12 protein-coding genes are annotated in these 20279 nt (G+C 58.9%); 7 read left to right on the top strand and 5 right to left on the bottom strand.

Annotated features, from left to right (window positions below):
- Positions 1-5 precede the first annotated feature (5 nt).
- The 5 genes from J3P86_RS00430 to J3P86_RS00450 all read right to left on the bottom strand — a co-directional run bounded on the left by J3P86_RS00430 (position 6) and on the right by J3P86_RS00450 (position 10485).
- Entirely contained in the window at positions 6-4412 is a 4407-nt protein-coding gene (locus J3P86_RS00430; protein ID WP_434699210.1) for an RHS repeat-associated core domain-containing protein, read from the bottom strand.
- Positions 4413-4619: 207 nt separating this feature from the next.
- Positions 4620-6758: a lipase family protein gene (locus tag J3P86_RS00435; protein ID WP_434699211.1), complete on the bottom strand. Its 2139-nt coding sequence runs from the start codon at positions 6756-6758 to the stop codon at positions 4620-4622.
- A gap of 57 nt (positions 6759-6815) precedes the next feature.
- Positions 6816-7538, bottom strand: coding sequence for a hypothetical protein (locus J3P86_RS00440; RefSeq protein WP_434699212.1), 723 nt, complete (start codon positions 7536-7538; stop codon positions 6816-6818).
- A gap of 35 nt (positions 7539-7573) precedes the next feature.
- Positions 7574-8425 (bottom strand): DUF4123 domain-containing protein, encoded by an 852-nt coding sequence (locus J3P86_RS00445; RefSeq protein ID WP_434699213.1) that lies wholly within the window; start codon positions 8423-8425, stop codon positions 7574-7576.
- Positions 8422-10485 (bottom strand): type VI secretion system tip protein VgrG, encoded by a 2064-nt coding sequence (locus tag J3P86_RS00450; RefSeq protein ID WP_434699214.1) that lies wholly within the window; start codon positions 10483-10485, stop codon positions 8422-8424. Before J3P86_RS00450 ends, J3P86_RS00445 begins: the two co-directional genes overlap by 4 nt.
- 418 nt (positions 10486-10903) lie before the next feature.
- On the opposite strand from J3P86_RS00450, the gene tssA reads away from it, so the two are divergent.
- From tssA to tssH, 7 genes are read left to right on the top strand one after another with little or no spacing between them, the layout of a single operon-like run.
- Positions 10904-12460 carry a type VI secretion system protein TssA gene (gene tssA / locus J3P86_RS00455; RefSeq protein WP_434700691.1) on the top strand — a complete coding sequence of 519 codons (1557 nt, stop codon included), beginning with the start codon at positions 10904-10906 and terminating at the stop codon, positions 12458-12460.
- A gap of 33 nt (positions 12461-12493) precedes the next feature.
- A complete protein-coding gene (tssB, locus tag J3P86_RS00460; protein ID WP_434699215.1) occupies positions 12494-12997 on the top strand; it encodes a type VI secretion system contractile sheath small subunit in 504 nt (167 codons plus the stop codon).
- 27 nt (positions 12998-13024) lie between these two features.
- Entirely contained in the window at positions 13025-14494 is a 1470-nt protein-coding gene (tssC, locus tag J3P86_RS00465) for a type VI secretion system contractile sheath large subunit (protein ID WP_434699216.1), read from the top strand.
- 14 nt (positions 14495-14508) lie between these two features.
- A complete protein-coding gene (tssE, locus tag J3P86_RS00470; protein ID WP_434626745.1) occupies positions 14509-14922 on the top strand; it encodes a type VI secretion system baseplate subunit TssE in 414 nt (137 codons plus the stop codon).
- 2 nt (positions 14923-14924) lie between these two features.
- Complete coding sequence (gene tssF, locus J3P86_RS00475; protein ID WP_434626743.1) at positions 14925-16712, top strand: type VI secretion system baseplate subunit TssF; 1788 nt, start codon at positions 14925-14927, stop codon at positions 16710-16712.
- The gene (gene tssG, locus J3P86_RS00480; RefSeq protein ID WP_434626741.1) at positions 16676-17695 is read left to right on the top strand and encodes a type VI secretion system baseplate subunit TssG; all 1020 of its coding nucleotides are present in this window, start codon (positions 16676-16678) and stop codon (positions 17693-17695) included. The genes tssF and tssG overlap by 37 nt, the downstream gene beginning before the upstream one ends.
- On the top strand, positions 17692-20274 hold the full coding sequence (gene tssH, locus J3P86_RS00485) for a type VI secretion system ATPase TssH (protein ID WP_434699217.1): 2583 nt from the start codon (positions 17692-17694) through the stop codon (positions 20272-20274). Before tssG ends, tssH begins: the two co-directional genes overlap by 4 nt.
- Positions 20275-20279: the final 5 nt, after the last annotated feature.

Below are 20279 nucleotides of genomic sequence, written 5' to 3' on the forward strand. Positions count from 1 at the left end.
CGTAATCACTTGTAAATTAAAAGATTGAAGGTGGCATTGTGCTGTGCGCCTTTGCCGCCTAGCGGTACGCCAGGCTTGCCTTTGGTATCAACCTTGAACGATCCCTTCGTGCCGGCGGACGGTTTGATCGTGCCCCCACCCAGATGTTGCGTAGTGTTGGCCGGCTTGGTCATGTCAAAGGCTTTTGAATCGGTCTGGTTGGGGGTCAGTTTCCCGGTGCCGTGCTTGACTTCAAATACGTGCAGTTTTCCACGTTGGTCTCTGGCGACAAAGTCGGCGCGAATACGTTTACCGTTGACCTTCATGGTGACTTCCTCCGCGACGATCTTGAACTTGTTGCGTTTGAGATCGTTGATCGCCTTGGTTCGGCCTTTATTGCCACTGACTGCGCTTCGGCAAGCCCATCCCCATGGATCGATCCAGGTCAGGGGGTTTGGTGCATATTGGTAGAGGTTCAATCCTCCCAGCCACCCGATCGGATCCGGCGTGGTAAACCGCCCTATATCCGGATCATAAAACCTGAACGTATTGAAATGCAGCCCGGTTTCCCGGTCCAGGTACTGCCCCTGGAACCGCAGGTTCTGCTCTTCGATGTAATACGGTTCGCGAACCTCCTCAAGCGTGTTGCCCCACACCCGATACGTGGCCTGCCAGACGGAGTGCCCATCGGCTTCGGTAAGTTGCTCCGGCAAGCCGTTGAGGTCGTTGTGGTAGTAGCGGATCTTTTGCAGCGGGGCGCTGCCGTCGACGCGGGCCAGCGGTTCGTAGCCGTCGTCTTCGTAAAGATAGAGGCTGGTTTGCTGGTGGCGATGTTCCTGCAGCAGGCGCAGCCCGTCCCAGGTGAAGCGGGTTTCGCCCAGCGGGTAGCCGTGGCTGTCGTGCTCGGCTTTTTCGATGCGCCGGCCCAGCGGGTCGTAAGTCATCCTGACTACGCTGCCGTTGTCGTTGCGCACTTCGATCAAACGGCTTTCGGCATCGTAGGCGAAGCGTTGCAGGCCGCGGGTGGCGCTGCGTTTCTCGATCAGCCGGCCGAAAGCGTCGTAGCGGTAGCGCTTGTCCTGATAGGTCAGCAGCTTGTTGTGCACCACCAGTCCGGCGCCGGGCGCCGGGCCGTCCAGCAGGTTGGCGGCGGCGTCGTAGGCAAAGGTCTCGCGCTGGCCGTGCAGGCTGTCCTGGCTGGCGATGATGCGACCGGTGGCGTCGTAGTGCAGCAACTGGCGCTGCTGAGTGGCGGGTTGCTGGTCGAGCTTGCCAATCAGGTTGTCGGCGGGGTCGTATTCAAAGTGTTTCTGCACCGCCGCCGGCAGCAGCGCGGGCTGACTGCTGTGACGACGTTGACGGGCGCGCAGGCGGCCGCTGCGGTCGTATTCGCTGCGGGTGCTGATTTGCCCTTGGGTGCGCAGCACCTCGCGATGCAGGCGATCGCGTTCGAAATCGCTGATGACCTGGCCGTCGAGGTTGATCTGGTGCAGGTGACCGCTGCCGTAGTACAGCCGATTGACCCAGCGGCCATCGGGCAGTTGGCTCTGGATCAGGTTGCCGAGTTCATCGTAGTGGTGCCGGAGGCTGCCGGCGGCGCTGTTTTCGGCGAGCAGCTGGCCGAGGGCATCGTAGGCGAAACTCAGGGACTGCGCGGCGCCTTGCAGGTCAGTGAAGGTAACGGCGGTGAGCTGGTCCAGCGGATCATAGGTATATTCGGTGCGGCCATCATCGGTGACTTTGGCGATCAACCGGCCCGCGGCGTCGCGTTCCAGACGGTGGACGACAGGCGCCGGTGATGTTTCGGGAACCTGCGCCAGGCCGCTGCCGTGAGCCGCCGGAACAGCCGTCACCCGCGCAACGTTGTCCAGCCGGTCATAAGCGTAGCGCTTGGCGCTGCCATCCAGGTCCTGCTGTTCGACCAGCCGATCCGCGGCATCCCAGGCGAACCGATAGCTTTCGCCGTTCTCGTTGATCAGCGCTTGCAGCCGGCCGAAGCTGTCGTAGGCAAACTGCACCTGCCGGCCCTGGGCGTCGATGCGTTGGCGCACCTGGCCGCGGCGGTTGTGCTGGTAATGCGTGGTGTGCCCGGCCGGGTCGGTGTGGCCGGTGAGCTGGCCGGCGCTGTCGCGCTGGTAGTGCTCGGTGCGACCATCCGGCAACTGGCTGCCGAGCAGGCGCCCTTGGGCGTCGTAACTGAATCGGGTGCGCTCGCCGAGGGCGTCGGTGAGGGTCTGCAGATAGCCGCGCGGGTCATAACTGAAACGCGTCGGGTAGCCCGAGCAGTCGATGTGTTCCACCAGTTGCCCGAACGGGTTCCAGCGCAGCTTCTTGCTCTTGCCGGTGGCGTCGATGATTTCCACCACCTGGCCGTGGGTGTCGTAACGGTAGCGGGTGACCTGGCCCAGCGGGTCGGTTTCGGCGACACAGTTGCCGCGCTGATCGTAGCGGTATTTCCAGCTGTTGCCGGCGGCATCGGTTTCCACCAGTGGCAGCGCCCAATGCTCGAGCCAGAGGGTAGACTCGCTGCGGCCCAGTGGGTCGGTTTCGCCGATCAGGTTGCCGGCCTCGTCGTAACTGAAATGGTACTGGCCGCCTTGCGGGTCGGTGGCGCTGAGCAACTGGCGTTCGTCGTTCCACTCGAACGACCAGGTCTGGCCGAGATTGTCGGCGAACCGGGTGATCTGGTGCTGGCTGTTCCAATGCCGGATGCTGATGCGTTGCAGGCTGTCGGTGATACGCGTTATGCCGGCCGTGAGGTCGTAGTCGAACTGGTAGGCGTCGCCTTCGTCAGTCCAGTGGCGGACCACGCGCCACTCCTGGTTTTCGATCAAGGCCCATTCGTAGAAGCAGCGCAGGCCGGCAGGCAGTTGATGTTCGACCATCCGCTGCCCGGCGTCGTAGCTGAACCGCCGCTGCACCTGGCCGCCAGCGTCGCGCACTGCGGTGAGATTGCCCGCCGCATCGTAGGCGTAGCTGACCAGCACTTCGCGCTGCTGGTCGGGGTAGAGGCGTTCGATCCGACTGACGCGTTCGTTTTCACGAGTCAGCTCGACCTGGAGCAAATCAAACGTATCGCGCAGCCGCACCAGGCGGCCAGCTTCGTCATAGTCGAGATGGATGCGATTGTCGTTGCGGTCACCCAACTGGCTCAAGCGCAGCCGCGATGAGTTTCCAGGCGTCGGTTCGAACAAACGGTACAAGCCGTCGTCGCTTTCGATCAGCAGTTGTCCGCTCACATGGCGCCGCACTGCGAGGCCGTCGCCGGGGCTGAACACCGCGCCGCCCAACGGGATCGAACCCATGTCGATGGGGCGGGCCTGTTCGTCGGTATACAGCAGGGTCTCGCCGCCGTCGGGGTGGGGCAGGATGTCGACCTGAACCTCGTAGGAAACGCTCCAGCCGGCGCCGAACAATCCGTCGCGGCGTTCGTCACGGCTGTTGTAGAAACGCTGCCAGTCAATCGGCAGGATGCCAGGCAACACGAAGTCCAGTTCTGCATCGCCGCCCAGCACCTTGGCCCCCGTGGCAGCATGCACCGGGTTCGACGAGCCCATGGCGGCGTTGGCCGCGGCATTGGCCGCGCTGCTCGCGGCCATGGACACCGCGCCGCCCACCAGCATGCAGGGCAACTTGCTGAAGAACTTGCCCTTGCCGCCCTTGAGCATCAGCAGTGCCGTGACCGCCAGCCCCACGCCCGGCGTCTTGCCGCTGCGGATCTCGCGCACCACCACCGAGCCACCACCAATGGTGACGTTGGGCGAAATCAGCCCGGACGACACGACCTTGGCATCGCAAGTACTACGGTCGCCGCTGCGCACGGCGGGCTGGCCGTTGATGGTGACCTTGTCCGAGCCCTCGGCCATGAACTGCGGTGGCATTGGCGGGTGCTTGGTACACAGCACCAGGTCTTCCGGCTTGGGCACCGCGCCCGGCGCGGGCGTGGCGACCGTGGGGCGCCACATCTGCGAAAAGAAAGCCCCGGCCATGTCCAGGTAGCTGGGCTCTTCTTCAGGCTCAGGGGCTTCGAGCTCCGTACCGGCGGCGGCAACGTGAGACTCGATTGCCCCGGCCGCACGGGCCGCGCGAATGTTGTTAGTGAAGGTATCGTCGGAGCCGGTGAGGATGTTGGCCTGCACCGTGGGCGGGAAAAGGGCGTTGCCGATGCCCTCGCATATATTGCTCAGGCCCTTGTCGGCTCCGGTCTTGCTCATCGCCAGGCCAACCACGGTGCCCACCACCAGACCGAGCACGAAGCAACCCAGCCCGCCGGTAACCACGGTAATGCCCGTGGCCGCGACCACCGCGGCGGTCGCCAGGGCGGTGATCGCAATGTTCGCCGCCACCTCCAGTACGCCGCCAAGTATGTCGGCCATCATTGAGGTGTGGTCCAGCGCGTCGCCCAGGCGGGCGGCCCAGAGCGCATCAGACATGCCGCGGGCTCATGCGCGCGGAGCGTTCGACAGCTATGGTTTCAAGCGATATGAAGCCTTCCATTGCGCCCCTTCCCTGTGGGTGATGGCTCGCTGACCAAGGCTACGCCAAGGCGTCTGATCAGCTTCGATTTCATGAGGCAATCGGCGGGTCGTATGTTAACCACGGCAGGCGCTTCCTGTCGCTTTCGCCAAGGACTTTTTTTGTCAAATGATCGCATCGATATCCAGCGTATAAGGCTTACCGATGACGTACCCATGAGCACCATGGACCAGCTCGATATCGGTGCCGGCCGCAGGCGCCATGGCCAGTTGTTCAGCCACGCGATTTTCCGGATGGGCCTGCCAGCGGGTCAGGTGTTGCGCCAGTTGCTCAGGGTATTTGGACAGGCTGCCGTAAACGTCTTGGTCGCTGACCAACGTCGTGTGCAGCCCTCTCAGGCGAGCACGTGTGGCGTGCACCTTGTCAACCTCACGGGCGAGGGCATCAATGATCGGTTGGTGGGTGCGCTCGTAGCCATCTGGACGCCCGATCAACTGTCTGCTTTCGTTACGCAACTGCCGAGTGATCTGTTCCAGCGCATTTTCGATGCATTCGTACTCACGCTGTGTCACCAGAGGGCTCTTCGACTCCAAAGCCTCCTGCCAGCGGCGCAGGGTTGCCCAGCACGCAGGAAGATAGCTGGAGGTCATGAGGTGGTTACCGGCCTGAAAGAGCTGGGCGGTGAACTTCGCCCGGTCCGGCAGGCCACGTCTCTGCTCCAAGGCCAGCTCGCAAGCGGCATGTTGCGTGAGGGTGTCGCAGCCTGGCGTCCAGAGGATCGTCGACCGCTCCTGACGACCGAACTCCACGGGCAGGAAATGGCGCAAGGTGCCGTGGTGTTCATAGGACTCCCCCGTCCAGTTGTAGATGCCAGCCACGAACACTGAGAAGCCGGCCGGCACGTTGGCGAACATCAGCGCGAAACCCGTGCCATAGACACTCGCCTTGGTGTCCATCCAACTGCCCGGTACGCTGGGTATCGGGTCGTTGTGATTGACCATGCGGTAATGCACCAGGGGGGCGGCATTTTCGACGAAGACGGCGTCGGCGGCGCGAGGGGCACCGTAGGTGTAGAGTTGGATGTCGTAGCTGAATCCTTCCCTCAGACGTAGCATTTCTGCGAGCAGCAATGCCACGGCGCCGCCCAGGCTATGGCCACAGATCAGCAGTTTCTGACCGGCATGAAACCTTTCCAGGTAATCAATTACGAAGGCAGCAGCTTTTTTGGCTGCTCCGTAAAACCCCTGGTGCACCTTACCGCCACCTTCCTCAAAGGGAACCTGGAGCGCGTCGGCGTCACGCAGGCCATCGGCAAGCATCTGCGCTGTGCCGCGCACTGCGATCAGAATTATTTCGTCGTTGTGAGTGATGAAAGCTTGGGTATCGGTGCTTTCTTCTTTTGCAGTGTCATCGAGAAAATGGACCTTGGCGGGATGCTCCTGCTTCACACCCAGTTCCGGATTGTTCATAGGGTACAGAGCAGGGTCGAACGGGACGATTTCCAGTCGCTTGGAGTAGGGCACATCCTCATACAAGGGGTAATGGTGTTTTACCTGTCCCGGGTCAACCTTCCAAAGCTCCTCGGACTTGGCCAAGGCAACGCCGAACCAGTTGCCCACGCTCGGTTGCTTGGGGAAACTCACCGATAAGTGTATTGGAGCCTCGCCGGGCTTCTGGCCGAAGGGGCAGTAACTCAAGGTCGCCATGAGCGCCAACTGGTACAGGTTGAGCGCGCAGAATTGCGGAGTGATGGACAGCATGGGCCGCAAGGCCCGCAGCGGGCGCACTTCCAACACGGTATGCAGTTGAGGCATCAACGCTACGCCAGTCTCGCCAAACTTTCCCATGAGCCGTGCCGGCCCCTGGTTGGTTGGGTAATGTCGGTACACCCGCGGCGGCAGATGGGCGACATGCTTGACTAGGTCGCGCACCTCCACCTGGAAGAACTGACCGGCGCAGGCTTGGGCGGGGTTCTCTCGGGTGCTGGTGGCGTTGTCGTTCAGGTAGGGGGTTTGTTCGGCGCGAACTTGGAGTTCGGTGATTTTGAGCGGGTAGCTATCTCTGCTCTGGAGCTCTATGTATAACCGTTCCTGGCCCTGATATTCCTGATCCAAGGTCAAGGCGATCGGCCCGGCGAAATGATTGCTGACCTTGCCCCTTCCCGTGGCATCGAGATCGCCGCGGTACGTTTGCCCTTCCGAGTCGGTGACAACATAGGCCAGCCATGCGTAAGGCTCGCCAGAACCCAATTCATCCACCAATTGAAAGCTGGTCCATTTACCGCCCGCAGGGCAGTCGAGCATGCGACTCCTAAGGCGTGACTCCGAAGCCGTTTTCGACAACATCATGCGTAAACTTCCTTATTCGGTACAACTTGGGTAAATGGTGCATGGCTCGCCGTCCGGCATATGAAATCCACTGAAATCCTTGTAATTGCCGAGACAAAAAGCGTATCGATCTTCGAAATTGTCTCCCATGCAGCGTTTCCAGCCATTGGCGAACTTGACCCATGTGTCCTTCATGTAAGGTCTTTCCTCGTCTGCCATCTTGATCTTCATCCTCACCGTTTTCCCCGGCAGTTGATCAAGCGTGAACGCCGAAAAAGGCCGACCGTTTCCAACGTCGCCCTTTGGGTTGGTTTTTTTGCAATCGAGGATTTTTACGATGCGTCGTTTGGCCCCCGAGGTGCGGAACAGCCACTGGCATTGGCCGTGGAAGATGCTCTCCCCCGTCTTGCTGAAGGTGCCCTTGTATTGCTCCTCCAGCTCATCACGTATAACCACGTTGGCAGTATCTCGACTGGAATCGAGCCAATGCGGGCCGTAGATAGAGCTAATTCCAAGCTCGATACGACTGATCACCAGCGGACAGCCGCTGCGAGTTCTACGGATAAGAATTTCGGCAATGGGTTTGTCCTTGCTCTTGAACACCGGTGCCTTGTTGTATTTTTTCTCGACGGTGCAGGTTTCCCCAGGAGCGGGGACGTAATACACCGCCGCCTCATAGGCAAAGCCAGGCGGCAAATCACCCGTAAAAGTAAATGTGTCTGGTTGTCTGTCGGCACATCCCGCAGTGATTGCCATGCAGCAGCCCAGGCATGTGCCCCGTAAGACCCGTGTCATGGCGATGCTTCTCCTTGCCAGAAGTCCACCATCAACCGCACCCGTTCAAAATGCTCCTCAGGGCTCTCGCCTTGGCGTGCTTGCCACTGCGTCGGCGTCCGTGTTGGCGTTTTCAGGCGCTGGGCCAGGAAAAAAGCCAGTTGTTCGGGCGCCAACCAGTTCCATGCTTCGGCCTGGTCGAGGGTGGCATGCAACCAGGCGTCCGGGTCCTCGTGTTCGGCGAGCTTCGCGTAGGCGTCCAGGTGCTCGGCCAATAAAAAGCGTCGGGCATTGATCCGGCGCGTTGCTCGTGCTTGCTGTTCGGGTATGGGGACTTGCAACCAAAGCAGCACCTCTGGCACCGGATGTGTCCCGGGGGAGGGATTGTCGATGTGTTCCCAGCGGTCACCTTGCCAATAGCACACGCTATTGGCCGGACCGAGATAGGCGGCATGCGCTTCGACTGGCAGATACGCAAGCGCCCGGGCCAATACCCGGTTGTCGTGGAAGCGATACACCGCTTGATGAGGACGCTCCCCAACAATCAATCGTTCGCGCCAGTGCCCGACTAACTGGGGGAGGTGGCCCTTGGGGAGGCTGGCGAGCCAACCCCAATGACTGTCCGGTCGATTGAGCAACTCCTGGAGATTTTTATCGTTGGGGTTATCGAAGGTGAAGACAAACGGCCCGACCTCGCTGAGATCGGCAATCAGGGTTTTGCTGTAGACGCTCAGATATTGATCGGGTCGACTGTTCTTGATCAGGGCCTGGAGCATCGGTTGTTCGCCGTCCGCATCCAGGATCACACACAGGGCATGGCCGAGGCGGAGGTGTTCAAGCAGCCACTGCCGAGGTTGGGTATCGTTCATGCGGCTATGGGCTCCATCGGGCATGCGCCCTCGCGGCAGGCTTCGCAAAGGGGGCAGAAATCCGCTCCGGCGACCTTGCTGGTTGTCATCAGGGCGCGTTGGGTGGGCGCAAGCGTGGGCGGCAGGTTGAGCAGCGTAGCCAACGGGTCGATCGACCCTGGATCGAATGCTGCGGCACGTGCACCGGGAAGCGGGGCGCCACCCAATTGGATTGCGCTACTGCTGAAAATGCCGCCATGGCCGATCACGATATGCTCGCCTCCGGCACTCAGGCTGAGCGTCGCTCCCGCTTCCAGGACCAGATGAGCACCGGCTTTTATATGCACCTGCTGGCCGGCCTCGACGACCAGCGCCTGGTCCGCGTGGGTATGGCGATTGGCAACGTGCAGGTAGTCGTTGGCTTTTACCTGGACCGTGCGATCGGCAGCGATGGTCCGGTGTTCACTGGCTTGCAGCACCGTGGTGCTGTTGCCCTTGATGTTTTCTCGACGTTCATTGCCGATCTCCAGTCGGCTGTCATGCTCGATCTTCTGCTCCATGTCGCGCTGGGCTCGGAGGTAAATCAGCTCCTGCCCCGCGCGGTCTTCCAGCTGTAGCTCATTGAAACCTCGGCCACCCGGTGAGCTGCGGGAACGAAACACCGTTCGGGTCTTTTGTGCGGGCAACTGATAGGGCGCGGCGTTGCTGCTGTTGACCAGGCAACCGCTGATCAGAGGTTTGTCTGGATCGCCTTCCAGGAAGGTCACCAGTACTTCCATGCCTACCCTGGGGATGGTGACTGCGCCGAAGCCGTTCCCGGCCCAATTGGACGCCACCCGCAGCCAGCAGCTGCTGTTTTCACTGGTATCGCCGGCGCGATCCCAGAAGAACCTGACCTTGACCCGGCCGTACGCGTCGCAATGGATTTCTTCGCCTTGCGGACCGGTAACGATAGCCGTCTGGCTTCCGGACATTCGCGGTTTTTCATGAGCCCGTGGTGAGCGAAAAATCGAATCCCACGGCGTGGCGACAAAGCTGTTCCGGTAGCCTTCGCTCTCAGGGCGTCCGATGTCGTCGTCCAGGCCTTCCTCCAGCACTTGCGACTGGCTGCCTTCATGATGCAACTCGGTCAACAGCCACAAGTCGTTCAACTCCGGGCGCGGGTGCTCACTTAACATCAGGAAATGGCCGGACACCAATTCTGGCTGATCACTTGTACCCTCGGCCCTGCGATAGTCGGCGCGATGGCTTTCAAAGGCCCGCCGGGTCAATCGCTTCCCATGCTCCTGTTGGATGAAACCCCCGGGGTAGTCATAAGCCTCCAGGTCCGGTCGGATTTTGTTGATCGCTGGCTGGTAGTCCTGTTCGAGGGTGAACGTTGATTTCTCAAAATCATAATCACGACGAGTAACCCTGCTGGCCCGGGTTTCCAGCCGCACATCGAAACGTTGTACAACCGGCTCCTCGCCCAGCAGGCCGTTGCCTTGTTTATAAGCCGTGGGACGATCAAGCCTCTGGAATACGGTCTGGTCATCGCCAAACACCAGGTGATGGCCCGACTTACTATGCTGGAAATGGTAGTGCAGGCCTTCTTCCTGACACAGGCGCGCGATGAAAGCCAAGTCCGATTCGTGGTACTGGACACAGTAGTCACGCGGTGAATAGCTCGTACCCAGTCGGAAGCTATAGGCGTCAGCCAGTATTCCATATTCCTTGAGAATTGAAGAAATGATCTCGGGAACAGTGATTTGCTGAAAGATGCGTTGATTGGTGCGGTACTGCAAATAAGCCAGCCTGGGCGTCAGTTGCACGTTGTAATGAGCCAGGCGTTTTGCGGAGTCGCGTTGAGTTACACGGTGGATCTGTCCATGGACGCCACAGTCCTTTGCGTTAAACCCAAGAAACGCCTGCTTGTGCAAGAGTTTCTCGAGGTCCAGATTCTTTCGTTCGCTGACCAGTTCTATATCGAACAGATAAGGGGTACTGATTGCTTCGCGACCTTCGAATTTCAGTACCTGAAGATCACGCCCGAAGTCCTCGATATCAAGGTGAAACGTTGGAAACGCGTGATGAGTGGGCATGCTCCGTTCCTTCGCAATGGGCTGGCTTCCCTTCATTGAAGCAAGCCAGAGGACTACCGCACTCCATTACGATGAAAAAAGACGGGTATGTAAGAATTTTCTAAATTAAGCGTAGGTAGAAATCATTCGTCTCAATTCTGCTTCGAATGGGTATGTTAAAAGTTAGAAAAAAATAGTAGGGCTCTAGGGGTTGTAGTTTGAGTGCTAAAGATTTCTTTGATTAATACCGTATTTAGAGAAGTTTCCTACATTTTTATTTTTAGAACCTTGGCATGCTTCGCGTCGAACGGATAGCGGTGCATGAGCCAAATCCGCTTGCATAAGTTATCGCTGATGAAAAAATTCTGACGGTTACGTCAAAACTAGTGTTGATGGCTTGCCGCGGATTAATAAAGCTGAGCAAATTTTGAAGGCATACATGTCTTACTCTGAAAAACTCTCTGCCCATTATCTGGTCCTTGCCAGTTGTCCCGTTTCCAGCGAAAACTTCGCGGGGGTAGATGTGCGTTTTTCAGATGAATATGAAGTTTTGGAACGCGAGCTCGGCAAAGCCCAGTCGATGCATGAGAACGGCCAGATCGACTGGCTGAAGGTCCTTGAAAAAAGTGAAGCCCTGCTGCGTACCCAGTCAAAAGATTTGCGAGTGGCCGCCTGGCTGACCTGGGCGTTGTACCAGCGTGAGTCGTTCCAAGGGTTGCTAGCCGGCCTCGGGCTTTTGCGACACCTGTGCAAGAACCATTGGCTTGAGCTCCACCCGGTCAAGACCCGAACCCGTGCCGCCAGTTTTCATTGGTTGGTGCCTCGCCTGGAGCAGGCGTTAAGTGAAGATGTCGCGATAGGCAAGCAACTGCCGTTGTTCCGTCATCTGGCAGAACAACTTGAAGACCTTGATGCCGTCTTCACCACTCATCTCGGCAATGACGCGCCTTTGGTATTGCCGCTGTGCCGACGTCTCAAGGGCATGATCCAGCGTGTGACCAGTGGCCAGCCGCAGCCTGGATCTGTCGGGACGATGGTGGCTCAAGTAAAGCAAGCCGCTACCCAACTGCTCGCTTCCGGTGCTCCGATCGAAAACGAAAGGGATGCCCACAAGGTGTTGCGGGCTCAGCAGGAGAGCGCTCGTACGTTATGCGCCTGGTGGCTCAAGCAAAAAGTGACGGATGCGCGCGCGCTGCGCCTCAACCGCACCTTGCTCTGGTTGGGCATCGACGCGGTGCCGGAGCGCAATGCCGAACAGGTTACCCAGCTACGCAGGCTTCCGGTGGATAAGCTCAAGGCTTATCAGGACAGACGCGAGCGGGGCGAGTACGCGGACCTGCTGGTAGAGATCGAGACCAGCCTGACAAAGGCGCCGTTCTGGTTCGACGGTCAGCGGCTCGCATGGGAGTGTCTTCAAGGGTTGAATGCCGAATCGGCCATGCGCGAGGTAGAGGTCCATTTCGCATTATTCATCCATCGCCTTCCGGGCGTCGTCGAGCTGCGCTGGCACGACGGCGAGCCGTTCGCCGACCCGGCCACCCGGGCCTGGATCGCTGCGCAGGTCATGCCTCGCCTGGAACGCCCCAACACTGCGCCACGAGTCGAGACCATCGATAACCAGGCGCCTTGGGAGCTGGCCCTGGAAGAAGCCGGATCAATACTGACCGTGGACGGCCTCAAGCCTGCCGTTCAGTTTCTCAGGCAAGGGATGCAAACCGCTGAGGGTGCGCGGGCGCTTTTCCTTTGGCGATTCTCATTGGCTCGCTTGTGCTTCTCGGCCAAGAAATACGAGCTTGCCAAGGTCCAGCTCGAAGCGCTGAACCAGGCGTTGCAAGACGCGGGCTTGAATGCCTGGGAGCCCGATCTCGAGCTACAGGTCCTGCATCTGCTGCATCACTGCTGTGAGTTATTGCCCCAGAACCACCTCGTTCGCGAGCGCAAGGATGAAACCTACCGCAGGTTGTGTCATCTCGACCTGGAACGGGTCATCGAATAGGCCTGCAGGCCTCTAATCGCAAGGAGAATAGTCATGGCCAAAGAAGGCTCTGTCGCCCCCAAGGAACGCATCAACGTCACCTTCAAGCCTGCTATCGGAGGGGGCCAGGAAGAGATCGAACTGCCCCTCAAACTGTTGGCAATCGGTGACTACATCCATCGCAAGGACGAACGCAAGATCGAAGACCGCAAACCGATCAGCATCGACAGGATGACCTTCGACGAAGTATTGGCCAAGCAAGAGCTGAGCCTGCTCCTGAGCGTACCGAACCGCCTCCAGCAAGAGAGCGATACCGACGAGCTCGCCGTACAACTGCGCTTGCGTTCGATGAAGGATTTCAACCCGGCGAACCTGGTCGACCAAGTGCCCGAACTCAAGAAGTTGATGGAGCTGCGAGATGCGCTGGTGGCACTCAAAGGGCCGTTGGGCAACGCACCGGCGTTTCGCAAGGCCATCGAAGGCGTGCTTGCCGACGATACATCCCGCAATCGCGTGCTGGATGAACTGGGCCTGGCTGCCTCAGCCCCGGACGTTTGATTCTCTCTCAGCCAAGGAAGTCGCCATATGAATAATCACGCAGCGCAGCACCGAGATAGCGGCGAGTACAGCATTCTCGAAAGCATCATCGCTCAAACGCGCCTGACGCCTGAAGACGACGCCTATGACATTGCCAAGCGAGGCGTGTCGGCATTCATCGAAGAGCTTCTCAAGCCGCAGAACAGCGGCGAGCCAGTCAAGAAGGCCATGGTTGACCGCATGATCGCCGAGATCGACTCCAAGCTCAGCCGCCAGGTGGACGAGATCCTCCATCACGCCGATTTCCAGGCATTGGAGTCGGCGTGGCGTGGCCTGCAGCTATTGGTTGATCGCACGGATTTTCGCGAGAACATCAAGATTGAGATGCTCAGTATTTCCAAAGACGATTTGCTGGATGATTTCGAAGACTCGCCGGAAGTCATGCAGTCGGGTTTGTACAAACACATCTACACCGCCGAATACGGTCAGTTCGGCGGCCAGCCGGTCGGGGCGATCATCGCGAACTATTTCCTGTCTCCCGGATCCCCCGATGTGAAGCTGATGCAGTACGTAGCCAGCGTGGCGTGCATGTCCCATGCGCCCTTCATCGCTGCGGCCGGTCCAGGATTTTTTGGTCTGGAAAGCTTCACTGGCCTGCCAGACCTCAAGGATCTCAAAGGGCATTTTGAAGGTCCGCAATTCGCCAAATGGCAAAGTTTTCGTCAATCGGAAGACGCACGTTATATAGGCCTTACCGTGCCGCGGTTCCTTTTGCGTACACCCTATGATCCGCAGGAAAACCCGGTCAAATCGTTCGTCTACAAGGAAACCGTTGCCAATGACCATGAGCATTATTTGTGGGGCAACACGGCGTACGCATTCGGCACTCGGCTCACCGATAGCTTTGCCAGGTTCCGCTGGTGCCCGAACATCGTCGGCCCCCAGAGCGGCGGCGCGGTTGAAGATCTGCCATTGCACCACTTTGAAAGCATGGGCGAGATCGAAACCAAGATCCCTACCGAAGTGCTGGTTTCCGACCGTCGCGAATACGAGCTGGCCGAAGAAGGCTTCATCTCACTGACCATGCGTAAAGGTAGTGATAACGCTGCGTTCTTCTCCGCCAGTTCCGTGCAGAAACCGAAATTCTTTGGCATCAGTGCCGAAGGCAAGGCGAGCGAGTTGAACTACAAGCTCGGTACGCAACTGCCTTACATGATGATCGTCAACCGCCTGGCTCATTACTTGAAGGTGCTGCAGCGTGAGCAGCTCGGCTCGTGGAAAGAACGCACCGACCTTGAGCTGGAGCTGAACAAGTGGATCCGCCAATACGTCGCCGACCAGGAGAACCCGAGCTCCGAAGTCCGTGGCCGGCGGCCGTTGCGTGCGGCCCAGGTCATCGTTACAGACGTGGAGGGTGAGCCGGGCTGGTATCGCGTCAGCCTGAATGTCCGCCCACACTTCAAGTACATGGGCGCCGATTTCACCCTGTCGCTGGTCGGCAAGCTGGACAAAGAGTAAACGGAGCTCGCGCCATGACTGGATACGGCAGCCTTTTCGAACGCTTGAATGGCGATACCGAAGCACGCTCGGGATTGAGTCGCGATGCCTGCGCCGGAGCGTCCGTGGCTGCCCATCTGGCAAAAATGCTTTGCACCCGAGCGGGCAGCGCACAAACCGCAGCCGATTACGGATTGCCCGACCTCAACGATATGCGGCTGAGTTTGCACGACGCCCGTGGTCAGGCCTGTCGTGCGATCCAGGCCTCTATCGAGGCTTACGAGCCGCGCCTGAGGAATGTCTGTGTCGTTTCAGCGCCCAATGACGCCGACCAGCTCCGCCTGTCTTTTCGCATTGACGCCTTTCTGGAAGTGGAAGGCTTCAGGGGAGCGGTGAATTTCTCCGCATGCCTGGACGGCAATGGCCAGATCAAGGTCATTCAAGGATAGATATGTCATTCAATCAGTATTACCAGAGCGAGTTGAGCGCGCTTCGCCAGTTGGGCCAGCGTTTTGCCGAGCGCAATCCTGCGCTGGCACCGTTCCTCGGCCAGGCTGGGCGCGACCCTGATGTTGAACGGTTGCTGGAGGGCGTCGCGTTCCTGACAGGGCGTTTGCGGCAGAAGCTCGATGACGAACTGCCGGAGTTGAGCCATTCGTTGATGCAACTGCTTTGGCCCAACTACATGAGGCCGCTACCGTCCTTCGGTATCTTGCAGTTTGATCCGCTACAGCGGGCTGGTCCCGCATTGCAGGTCGAGCGCGATACGCCGGTGGAGAGCAAGCCGATCAAAGAGGTGATCTGTCGTTTTCGAACCTGTTACCCGACCGAGGTATTGTCGCTGGATCTGACTGGGCTCGGTTACTCGGTAAAGGGAAACGGCTCGTTATTGAGCCTGCGTCTGCAGATGACTTGCGATGGCCACCTGGGAGAATTGCAGCTAAGCCGTTTGCGCCTGCATCTGACCGGCGAGCGTTATATCAGCCAGATGCTCTACCTCAATCTGATGCGCAACCTGGAACATGTCGAGCTGATCCCGTTGGGCGGTGATGGCGGTCCCGTAACCGCTGCGAATGGTGATCCCCTGACGTTCAGGATCGCCGCCAGCCAAGTCCGGCCGGTGGGGTTCGCCGACGAGCACGCGCTGGTCCCTTATCCGTTGAACACCTTTCGCGGCTATCGCTACCTGCAAGAATATTTCGCGTTCCAGGAAAAATTCCTGTTCATCGACGTCAATGGCCTCGATGTACTCAACACGTTGCCGCAAGACATCCTGAAACAGATGCGAGGGCTGGACCTGCGTTTCGACATCGGCAAGAGCGGTAATCAGCGGTTACGTCCGACGCTGGATAACGTGAAGCTTTATTGCACGCCCATCGTCAATCTGTTCAAACATGACGCGCAGCCGATTCGCCTGGATGGGAAGCAGGATGAATACCTGCTCTTGCCGGCCCGATACGACCCTGAACACTGCGGCGTGTTTTCCGTCGAAAGCGTTACTGGCTGGAACCCCGGTGGGCTGGGTTACCAAGCCTACGTTCCTTTCGAATCCTTCGAACACGATTCCAGTTTCGACGTACCTGGCAATCGCGGTTATTACAGCGTTCGCCAACGGCCCTCGTTGCTTCACGGTGGCTTTGACACTTGCCTGGGATTCGGCATCCGGCCCAACCCGACCCACGAGACGCTGTCGATCGAGTTGATGTGCACCAATCGGAACCTGCCGCGCCAGCTCAATCCGGGTGATATCAATCAACCGGGCGACAAGAGCCCGGCGTCGCTTGGTTTCCGCAATATCGGTCCGGTTACGCCGAGTTACGCGCCTCCGTTGGATCGTGACTTCCTCTGGAAGCTCATCAGCAACATGTCGCTCAACTACCTGTCGCTGGTGGACGTCAATGCGCTGAAAGTAATACTCGAGACCTACGACTTTCCGCGTTACCACGACGAACAGACCGAAAAGGTCAGCAAGCTTCTGCTGAGCGGCCTGAAGGCGATTGAACACCACCATGTTGATCGACTGCATCACGGCTTGCCCGTTCGCGGCATATGTACAGAGCTGACGATCAATCCTCAGGGCTATATCGGCGAAGGTGATTTGTACGTCTTCGCGTCCGTCCTCAACGAGTTTTTCGCGCTCTACGCCAGCCTCAACTCGTATCACCAGTTGCGGGTAAACAGTACGCAGGGAGAGGTGTACCAATGGACACCCCGTATGGGCCAGCAGCCGCTTCTATGAGCGCGCTGACGAGAGGTATACGCGAGTATTCGTTGTTCCAGGCGATCTTACTGGTGATCGAGCGGCTGCGCGGCGCCCATCCCGGGCTGGATGACGAAGCACTGTATGACCAGTTGGAGTTCCAGGCCAACCCGAGCCTGGGGTTTCCGGCCAGTGATATCGAGCGCGTGGAATTTTTCCAGGAGCATGGGCAGGTGCGGGCTCGCCTGAGTATCAACCTGATCGGCCTGGTGGGAACAGGATCACCGGTACCGGCGTTTTATGGCGAGCAGGCGTTGGGAGACGGCGATGGCAATCCGACTCGCCAGTTCCTCGACGTGTTCCACCATCGCCTTCAGCGGTTGATGCTGCCGATATGGCGAAAATATCGTTACTACCAGAGTTTCCAGACTGGCGCTAGGGACCCGTTTTCGGAGCAACTGTTCGCGCTGATCGGTCTGGGAGGCGAAGAAATTCGCAAGGCTACTCAACTGAACTGGAAACGCCTGCTGCCCTACCTGGGCCTGTTGAGTCTCCGAGCCCATTCGGCAGCCTTGATCGAAGCGGTGCTGCGTTATTACTTCAAGCACGCCGAGCTAAGCCTGGAACAGTGCGTAGAGCGCCGGGTCGAGATTCTCGCCGAGCAGCGCAATCGACTTGGAGGCGCCAATAGCCTGTTGAGCGAAGACCTTGTGCTGGGCGAAAGGGTTCGTGATCGCAGCGGCAAGTTCCGGATCCATATTCGCGAACTGGACTGGCAACGTCTGCACGAATTTCTGCCAATCGGTGTTGGCTACCAACCTCTTTGCACACTGGTGCGCTTCACCCTGCGTGATCCCCTCGAATATGACATTCGCCTGGTCTTGCGCCAGCAGGAAATACATGAGCTGCGTATTGGAGAACAGAACACTTGCCGCCTGGGATGGACCAGTTGGCTGGGGCTTGAACACGCCGACGGCGTGGTGTCCCTCGGCAGCAGCATTCATCAGGAACGAGTGAAATGATCAATGTGGATCTTCAGCAACTTATCCAAGCGCTGGACGCAGATACCCGGGGCGATCTGGAGCGCTCGGCGCAGCGATGTGCGGATCGTGGCGCAGACAAGATCCTGGTGGATGATCTGTTGCTGAGCCTGCTGGAACGTAGCCAGAGCTTGCTTGTGCGTGCCTTGCTGGATGCCGGGATAAGTCCAGGCCAGTTGAGCTCGGTTCTTCAACCTCGGGCTGAACACGGCGCTTCACGTAATCCGGTATTTGCCCTTGAGCTGGTGCAATGGCTGCAGGATGCGTTGTTGGTGGCGAATCTCGAGCTAGGTCAAGGCAGTGTCACGGAGGCCGCGTTGATCCTGGCGTTGTTACGCAACCCCATTCGTCATGCAGGCACTCGGTACCAGCCGTTGCTCGCCCGGTTGAGCATCGAGCGGCTGATGGATTTCGCCCTGTCCCTACAGTCCCAGACGAACGACAGTCAACCCGCCATGCCGGGCGATTCGTTACTGGAGCGCTTCACTCATAACCTGACCCGGCAGGCTCGTGACGGCAAGCTTGATCCGGTGCTATGCCGGGACGGCGAAATCCGGCAAATGATCGATATCCTTTCGCGTCGCCGCAAGAACAATCCGATCGTTGTCGGTGAAGCCGGGGTCGGCAAGACTGCCATCGTCGAGGGGCTGGCGTTGCGCATCGCCGCAGGGGAAGTGCCGTCAGGGCTTGAAGGGGTACAAATCCTTTCGCTGGACATGGGGCTGCTGCAGGCCGGAGCCAGCATCAAAGGGGAATTCGAACGTCGCCTCAAAGGGGTGATCGACGGCGTAAAGTCTTCATCCACTCCCATTATTCTGTTCATTGACGAGGCCCATGCATTGGTCGGCGCAGGTGGAAGCGCCGGCGGTTCAGACGCGGCCAACCTGCTCAAGCCGGCGCTGGCCCGAGGTGAATTGCGCACAATTGCGGCCACGACATGGGCCGAGTACAAGAAATACTTCGAAAACGACGCGGCCCTCGCACGTCGTTTCCAGCCAGTGCAACTACACGAGCCGACCGTCAGTGATGCGGTGACAATCCTGCGTGGGTTGGCCCGGGTTTATGAGCGGAGTCATGGCATCTATCTGCGTGATGATGCGGTGGTCGCCGCGGCGCGGTTGTCAGCTCGCTATCTGGCCGGTCGTCAATTGCCGGACAAGGCCGTCGATGTGCTGGATACCGCCTGTGCTCGGGTGCGTATCAGCCTGGCTGCAGCGCCGCGAAGCCTTGAGCGCCTGCGTGGAGAACTGGCCGAAGGCGAGCGACAACGTCAGGCGTTGTGTCGTGATGCACAGGCCGGGTTGCCGATCGATCACCAGGCATTGGCGACACTTGAGGTGAACCTGGAAGCTATTGAAGAAAAGCGCCAGGTTCTGGAGTCTCGTTGGGTCGAGCAACGAGTGCTTGCCGAACGCCTGTTAACACTACGCCAGCAATTGGTCGGAGCGCGGGAGGATGGGTCGCAGGTCATGGAAGTCGAGACGCTGGAAGCGGCGTTGGACGAAACCCACCATGCGCTGCTAATCGCCCAGGCCGATGAGCGCCTGGTCAGCTTTGAAGTGTGTCCACGCCTGGTAGCTGAAGTAATCAACGCATGGACTGGCGTGCCGTTGTCGCAGCTGGCATGCGAGCACAACAGCCGGATCACCCGTTTCGCGGATGACTTGGGCGCGCGCATCAGGGGGCAGGAACCAGCCGTGCAGGCCCTTGATCGCGCGATGCGGGCGGCCGCTGCTGGCTTGAACAAGGTCGATGCTCCTGCGGGTGTGTTTTTGCTGGTGGGCCCGAGCGGTGTCGGCAAGACCGAAACGGCGTTGGCCCTGGCGGATTTGCTATACGGCGGAGACCGTTTTATCACGACGCTCCACATGGGCGAATTCCAGGAGAAACATACCGTTTCCCGACTGATCGGCGCGCCACCGGGTTATGTCGGGTTCGGCGAGGGGGGCATGCTCACCGAAGCCGTCAGGCATAAGCCCTATTCTGTTGTGTTGCTCGACGAGGTTGAGAAAGCTGATCCGGATGTGCTGAATCTGTTCTATCAGATTTTCGACAAGGGCCTGGCCAATGACGGCGAAGGACGGGAGATCGATTTTCGCAACACGCTGATTCTGATGACGTCGAATCTGGGCAGTGAATGCATCAGTCAATTGTGCCAAAACAACACGCGGCCAAGCGCTGAACATCTCGAAGAAGCTATCCGTCCGTTGCTCAGTCAGCATTTCAAACCTGCATTGCTGGCGCGGATGTGTGTGGTGCCGTACTTCCCGGTAAGTGGTGCGGTGTTGCGTGAGCTCGTGGAGATAAAAATGGCTCGCTTGGGCGAGCGGCTGAAACGTCGTCAGTTGGGATTCACTTATTGCGCGCAGCTTGTGGACCAGCTGGTCGAGCGTTGTGACCGCAGCGACAGCGGCGCGCGGCTTATCGATCACTTGCTCGATCTTCATCTGATGCCGCGATTGGCCGACCGCTTGCTCATGGCGATGGCGAACAATGAACAGCTGCGGCATGTCCACGCCACGCTTGATGATCAAGCCAGCGTAGTGTGCGAGTTCACTTGATGAGC

This window comes from Pseudomonas sp. D1-1 (assembly GCF_051132225.1).
Classification (GTDB): domain Bacteria; phylum Pseudomonadota; class Gammaproteobacteria; order Pseudomonadales; family Pseudomonadaceae; genus Aquipseudomonas.